Genomic DNA, 5,777 nt, shown 5'->3' with positions numbered 1-5,777 from the left:
GTACCGGGTTGACCAGCGCGCCGTCGACCAGCACGCGGCCGTTGCAATTCACCGGCTCGAACACGCCGGGCAGCGCGTAGGAGGCGCGCATGGCGGTGATCAATGAGCCGCTCGACAGCCAGATTTCGTGGCCGGTGCGGATTTCGGAGGTGACCGCGACGAACGGCTTGGCAAGGTCCTCGAAACGAATGCCGGCCATGTGCTCGCGCAGCCTTGCATCGAGCTTCATACCGCCGAACAGGCCGCTGCCGCGCAAATTGAGATCGAGCAGGCCGAAGATGCGGCGCTTGGTCAGGCTGCGGGCGAATTCTTCGAGCTCGTCCAGTTTGCCGGCGAGATAGCAGCCGCCGACCAACGCGCCGATCGAGGTGCCGGCGATCATCGACACTTCGATGCCGGCTTCGTCGAGCGCGCGCAGCACGCCGATATGCGCCCAGCCGCGGGCGCAACCGCCACCCAAGGCGAGCGAAATGGCTGTTTTCTTCTGGGAGTTGGTTTCGGACGCGCCGCCTGACGAGGATAGGCCGTTGGCCTCCCTGACATCTGGTCTGTTACGCAATGACGCCCACTCGAGCATCATGATCTCCCTTGTCCCACGGCTACTATACGAGCGGGCCGTATCGAAATGATGAATCTGTGTGGTTGGTGTCAGGCAGAAGGTTCAAGCTGGTGGTTTCCGATACGTGTTTTCCGTATCGAACAGCGGCTTGCTGCCGTCGCCGGCAAGCGTCCCCTTGCCATCGATCAGCCCCACCGTCCGATAAAAGCATGAACGCCGGCCGGTGTGACAGGTTGCGTCGTGGCCCAACACTTTGACGCGCAACCATATGGCATCCTGGTCACAATCCGTGAGCATCTCGACGACATGCTGAAAATTGCCTGATGTTTCGCCCTTTTTCCAAAGCACGTTGCGCGAGCGCGACCAGTAGTGGGCGAGGCCGGTCTCCAGCGTCAGTGCCAGTGCTTGCGCATTCATATGCGCAACCATCAACAGCATGCCGTCTCCGGCATCGGTGACGACGACCGTGACCAGCCCGGCTGCATCGAAGCGCGGCGAGAACACCGCGCCTTCCTCGAGCGCTTTCTTGTCCGACGGAGCTTTTGGAAATTCCAGTGCCGACATCGCCGGTCCATTTTCCTCGTTGACCATGATCTTGTCCGAAAACCGGTCTCCACTTTTCGGGATCATGGTCTGATGGCCGGCGAGGGCCATTCAGATCCCGCCGCCACGCACCATGGTCACGAAACGAACCTGCTCTTCGGGCGTATCCTTGAAGACGCCGGTGAAGGTCGAGGTCAGCGTAGTTGAACCCTGCTTGCGGATGCCGCGCATGGCCATGCACATGTGCTCGGCCTCGATCATGACGGCGACGCCGCGCGGATTGAGCACGTCCTGGATGACGCCGGCGATCTGCGCCGTCAGCGCCTCCTGGGTCTGCAGGCGGTGGGCGAAGATATCGACGACGCGGGCGATCTTGGACAGGCCGACAACCTTGCCATCCGGCAGATAGCCGACATGCGCCTTGCCGATGATCGGCACCATGTGGTGCTCGCAATGCGAATGGAATGTTATGTCCTTGACGATGACCAGGTCGTCGTAGCCGGCGACCTCCTCGAAGGTGCGGCCGAGCTCGTCCGCCGGGCACATGTCGTAGCCGCCGAACATTTCGCGATAGGCCTTTGCCACCCGCTTCGGCGTGTCGATCAGCCCTTCGCGGTCCGGATTGTCGCCGGTCCAGCGCAAAAGCGTGCGCACGGCGGCTTCGACTTCGGCTTCGCTTGGCCGGTCGGTGACCGGCTTTTCCATATAGGCTGACTGTGGCATGAGCTTCTTGATGACGGCATCCATAAAGGCGTCTCCCGTAGTCCCTCTCGGCGGAGGAACGAGTTGAACGGACCACGACCTTTCGGTGTCGGAAACTCGCCCCGTTTCCAGCCCCGTAAGTGGCGTGAACTTCCCGGCAAGGACATTGGCTTTCGTCGTTCTTGTCGATACCGGACTGCCAGCATTATATAAGGTCATAGCGAGCGAAAGGAAGACACGACAGCGGCAATCGCTGTTCGCTTGGCGGCGACGGATTGGAAAATAATGATAAACGAGGTCTACAACGCGAAAATTCTCGGTTTTGCCGGGAACATTGGCCGCATCGGCCGTCTCGATCATCCTGACGCGACCGCCAAGGCTCACTCCAAGCTATGCGGTTCCACGGTCACCGTCGACCTCAAGATGCAGGACGGCCTGGTCACGGACTTTGCCCATGACGTGAAAGCCTGTGCGCTCGGCCAGGCGTCGTCATCGATCATGGCGCTGCATGTCGTCGGCGCGAGTGCTGAGGAATTGCGCGCGGTGCGCGACACCATGCTGAAGATGCTCAAGGAAAATGGCGCCCCGCCGGACGGTCGCTTCGCGGATCTCAGATATCTGGAGCCGGTGCGCGACTACAAGGCGCGGCACGCTTCGACCATGCTGACTTTCGATGCCGTGGTCGACGCCATCGGCCAGATCGAGAAGAAGCGCGCCGAAGAAGCGGCCTGACCTTGGCGTTTGGCTACCAAAGCCTGGTGTTTGCCGGGAGCCTTGCTGGCTCACTCGCGTTGAGCGGGACCCCGAGCCGGGCAGACGTAGCGGTCGAGCACTATCGGCGACTATCTCATGAAGGCAATCCAGCATTGTTGGAACATGCCTGCAAACACCCACAGCATTGCACGCGTCCAGATCAGTCTGAACAAGGACGAGTCACTCGCAGGCCCGCCAAAAATCCTCGGTCCTGTGACGACGCCGCCGGACAAGGTTGCCGAGTCCGCTGTCCGGGCCATCGCACGCTGCGCGCCATTTCCCAGGCTGACATCATATGCTGCCCACTACGATATGTGGCGCGATGTCATCCTCACATTCAACCCGGGAGAAGACTCACCGGGCGAGCTTCCGGCCGCGGATGCGCTCGACAAACTCTTCGAAAAATACAGCAAAAAGGCAAAGTAGCGGGAGCCCGGCCGGAAGGGTTCAAGCCCGCGCTTCCAGCACCCGCCTGCTTTCGACGAATTCGCTTCTGAGCCAGTCGGCGAACGCGGCGGCCGGTTCCGAGAGGTCGCGCAAGTTTCTGGCCACCAGCCAATAGGCGCCGGATGCGACGTCGATGTCGAACGGCTTGACCAGCGCGCCGGATGCGATTTCCCCGCCGATCTGCAAGAGATCGCCCAAGGCCACGCCATGTCCGAGCAAGGCGGCCTGTTTTGAAAGCGACGCATCCGCCAGCATCGGCCCGCGCGCCGGTATGGCGTCGGCGGGCACGCCGGCCGCTTCGAACCAGCGCGCCCAGCCTTGACGGTTTTCCTCGTGCAGAAGCGTGTAGCGGGCAAGATCGATCGGCTTATCGAGGGCTGGGCCAGAAGCAAGCAGCGCCGGCGACAGAACCGGTGAATCGACAGTCGAGGCAAGCCGCTCCGCTTCGCTGCGCGGCCACGCGGTGACATGTGTGCTGAAGCGTAAGGCAAGCTCCGGCTGATCGCTGCGGAACTCGATCAGCCTTGGGTCGACCTCGAGCGAGATGTCGATGTCAGGCCGCAATTGGCGGAACCGGTTGAGTCGCGGCACCAGCCACACGGATGCAAGCGACGGCTCGACACTGACGCAGACCACGGACTGCGCCGGTGTCGCCACCAGTTCTCCAAGCAAGGTGTCGATGGCGTCGAAACTTCTGACAAGCTGCTCCAGCAGACGTCGGCCGGTGTCGGTCAGCTCGACCCGGCGATGGTGACGTTCGAACAAGGGTTGATGCAGGAAGATTTCGAGTTCCCGGATCTGCCGGCTGATCGCCGCCTGCGAGACGAAAAGCTCCTCGGCGGCCCGGCTGAAGCTCAGATGCCGGCCCGCCGCCTCGAAGCTCCTCAATGCCGTCAGCGGCAGGCGCCCACGCTTCATTCGCATAACCCAGGATTATCCGAAGTGGAAATTATACTCGTTTGAAGGCGAAGGCCAGCGGCCGTCTAATCGCATCAAAGGAGACTGACCATGATCCAGTTGCTGAGCATCTTTGGCGATGTCATGCGGATCGCAACGTTTCAATGGCGTGACAGAAGACAGCATGAAAAGCGTTACGAAGAGCCGACCAGTCGTGCCCGGTGGGCGTCTTCGCCTGACAGGCAGCCGTTTCGCCGTTCCGCCCGTGACGACTGAGTGCGCACAAGGAGTGGGGATTGCGTTCTCCAGTGGAAGCTCACATCTATCGCCTGGGAAACGCGATACGGAGACTGTGATGCGCGACCAGCATGGGCATGCGCATATCGCCAGGCCGCCGAAACGCGGCCGCAACTGGCCCGGTCCATGGCGCAAGACGCCGGGCCGTCTCCTCGGCACGTCGCTCGTGCGCCTCTATCAGCTGACGCTGTCGGGCTTTGTCGGCAATACCTGCCGGCATCTGCCGACCTGTTCGGAATATGCCCATGAGGCGATCGCCCGCCATGGCCTGTGGGCCGGCGGCTGGATGGGATTGTTCCGTGTGCTGCGCTGCGGGCCATTCGGCACGCATGGCATCGACCGCGTGCCGGAGGTGCTGGAGGATCGTTATGTCTGGTTCACGCCATGGCGGTACTGGCGGATCGGCAGCAAGCGCGGCGAAGCGCAGGGATGATCGCGTCGGTCAGGTACCGGCGGCTCTGCCCGTTTACGATCCGGTAGGGTTAACAACAGCCTGCACAAAGACTGCGCATTTGAGACAAAATCGAGACAAGAGACCTCGCTAAGCCGCTCGCGAACCCCCCTCTTGAGCGAGCAGACAAATGCGCAATTTCGACCGTCTTCCCTTCATCTTTGCCGGGATACTGTTCCTGCTCGCCTGGCTGCTGGGATTTCCGTTGCGCGCGCAATCGGCGCCGTTGGGGGACGTGCAGTGCACGGTGATCGCCGATGCGGCGAGCGGCAAGACGCTTTACCAGGACGGGGTGTGCGACCAGCGGTTCAGCCCGGCGTCGACGTTCAAGGTGCCGTTGTCGCTGATCGGCTATGACAGCGGGATCCTGAGCGACGAGCACACGCCGAGCTGGGATTACAAGCCTGAATTCAACGCGGTGAAGCGGGATCAGAAGACCGTCGATCCGGTGGTCTGGGAGCGAGATTCGATCCTGTGGTTTTCCCGGGAAATCACCCGCCGGCTTGGGTCTGAGAGTTTTGCCGGTTATGCCTCGAAATTCGACTACGGCAATGCCGATGTTTCCGGCAATCCCGGCAAGAATGATGGTTTGACCAAGTCCTGGGTGAATTCCTCGCTCAAGATCACGCCGGTCGAGCAGGTCGAATTCCTGCGCAAGCTGCTGGCCCGCAAGCTGCCTGTCTCGGCCAAGGCCTACGACATGACATCAGCCATCATCCCGACCTTCCAGGCCGGGGGTTGGACGGTGCAAGGCAAGACCGGCAGCACCAGGCTGCGCAACGACGCCGACAAGGTTCAGGACAAGCGCTCGCTCGGCTGGTTCGTCGGCTGGGCGAACAAGGATGGCCGCCAGATCGTCTTTGCGCGGCTTGTCGTCGACACCAACCGCACCGACATGCCAAAGGGCCTCAAGACCCGGGCTGCGTTCCTCAAGGATTTGCCGCTCCTCATCAAATGAACGCTGACATTTGAGCCGGGCTTTACGGCGGCGGAATCTGTCCATAAAAGACAGCCGCTGCCGGACGCATCCGGCTTTTCCCTATGCATGTCGTAACTCCAAAACCGCCATACACTTTTGGGCGACATGCATTTCAACCACCCGCGCTCGTTTGCGGGACTGGATAGGAG

The 5,777-nt window shown here is 61.5% G+C and carries 9 protein-coding genes; 5 read left to right on the top strand and 4 right to left on the bottom strand.

All coding sequences use genetic code 11. From position 1 onward, the window contains the following. From EN749_RS29230 to folE, 3 genes are all read right to left on the bottom strand, one after another. On the bottom strand, positions 1-580 hold a 580-nt coding region (locus EN749_RS29230; protein ID WP_189367779.1), incomplete at its 3' end, for a patatin-like phospholipase family protein. Between the two features lie 81 nt (positions 581-661). After that, on the bottom strand, positions 662-1,123 hold the full coding sequence (gene hisI / locus EN749_RS29225; RefSeq protein ID WP_128364461.1) for a phosphoribosyl-AMP cyclohydrolase: 462 nt from the start codon (positions 1,121-1,123) through the stop codon (positions 662-664). 90 nt (positions 1,124-1,213) lie between these two features. After that, the gene (gene folE / locus EN749_RS29220; protein ID WP_127399015.1) at positions 1,214-1,849 is read right to left on the bottom strand and encodes a GTP cyclohydrolase I FolE; all 636 of its coding nucleotides are present in this window, start codon (positions 1,847-1,849) and stop codon (positions 1,214-1,216) included. A gap of 240 nt (positions 1,850-2,089) precedes the next feature. Between folE and EN749_RS29215 the strand changes: the two genes are divergently transcribed. Continuing rightward, entirely contained in the window at positions 2,090-2,536 is a 447-nt protein-coding gene (locus EN749_RS29215; protein ID WP_128289483.1) for an iron-sulfur cluster assembly scaffold protein, read from the top strand. Between the two features lie 117 nt (positions 2,537-2,653). Further along, a complete protein-coding gene (locus EN749_RS29210; RefSeq protein ID WP_128364460.1) occupies positions 2,654-2,983 on the top strand; it encodes a cell envelope integrity protein TolA in 330 nt (109 codons plus the stop codon). 21 nt (positions 2,984-3,004) lie between these two features. Here the strand turns inward: EN749_RS29210 and EN749_RS29205 are convergent, their stop codons facing one another. Beyond that, positions 3,005-3,922, bottom strand: a complete 918-nt coding sequence (locus EN749_RS29205; RefSeq protein WP_128364459.1) for a LysR substrate-binding domain-containing protein — start codon at positions 3,920-3,922, stop codon at positions 3,005-3,007. Between the two features lie 90 nt (positions 3,923-4,012). On the opposite strand from EN749_RS29205, the gene EN749_RS29200 reads away from it, so the two are divergent. From EN749_RS29200 to blaOXA, 3 genes are all read left to right on the top strand, one after another. Then, positions 4,013-4,177 carry a hypothetical protein gene (locus tag EN749_RS29200; RefSeq protein WP_127295902.1) on the top strand — a complete coding sequence of 55 codons (165 nt, stop codon included), beginning with the start codon at positions 4,013-4,015 and terminating at the stop codon, positions 4,175-4,177. Positions 4,178-4,256: 79 nt separating this feature from the next. Beyond that, complete coding sequence (yidD, locus tag EN749_RS29195; RefSeq protein ID WP_127267644.1) at positions 4,257-4,631, top strand: membrane protein insertion efficiency factor YidD; 375 nt, start codon at positions 4,257-4,259, stop codon at positions 4,629-4,631. 148 nt (positions 4,632-4,779) lie between these two features. Next, positions 4,780-5,607 (top strand): class D beta-lactamase, encoded by an 828-nt coding sequence (gene blaOXA / locus EN749_RS29190; protein ID WP_128289480.1) that lies wholly within the window; start codon positions 4,780-4,782, stop codon positions 5,605-5,607. Positions 5,608-5,777: the final 170 nt, after the last annotated feature.

This window comes from Mesorhizobium sp. M7A.F.Ca.ET.027.02.1.1 (genome assembly GCF_004022985.1).
GTDB lineage: Bacteria > Pseudomonadota > Alphaproteobacteria > Rhizobiales > Rhizobiaceae > Mesorhizobium.
The sequence above is the reverse complement of the archived record's forward strand: the minus strand, read 5'-3'. Positions and strand labels throughout refer to the sequence as shown.

Bases quoted from the DNA above. Each gene is read 5' to 3' on its own strand.
- EN749_RS29210 (WP_128364460.1), top strand. From the start codon at position 2,654: ATGAAGGCAATCCAGCATTGTTGGAACATGCCTGCAAACACCCACAGC.
- blaOXA (WP_128289480.1), top strand. From the start codon at position 4,780: ATGCGCAATTTCGACCGTCTTCCCTTCATCTTTGCCGGGATACTGTTC.
- yidD (WP_127267644.1), top strand. From the start codon at position 4,257: ATGCGCGACCAGCATGGGCATGCGCATATCGCCAGGCCGCCGAAACGC.
- EN749_RS29200 (WP_127295902.1), top strand. From the start codon at position 4,013: ATGATCCAGTTGCTGAGCATCTTTGGCGATGTCATGCGGATCGCAACG.
- folE (WP_127399015.1), bottom strand. From the start codon at position 1,849: ATGGATGCCGTCATCAAGAAGCTCATGCCACAGTCAGCCTATATGGAA.
- hisI (WP_128364461.1), bottom strand. From the start codon at position 1,123: ATGTCGGCACTGGAATTTCCAAAAGCTCCGTCGGACAAGAAAGCGCTC.
- EN749_RS29205 (WP_128364459.1), bottom strand. From the start codon at position 3,922: ATGAAGCGTGGGCGCCTGCCGCTGACGGCATTGAGGAGCTTCGAGGCG.
- EN749_RS29215 (WP_128289483.1), top strand. From the start codon at position 2,090: ATGATAAACGAGGTCTACAACGCGAAAATTCTCGGTTTTGCCGGGAAC.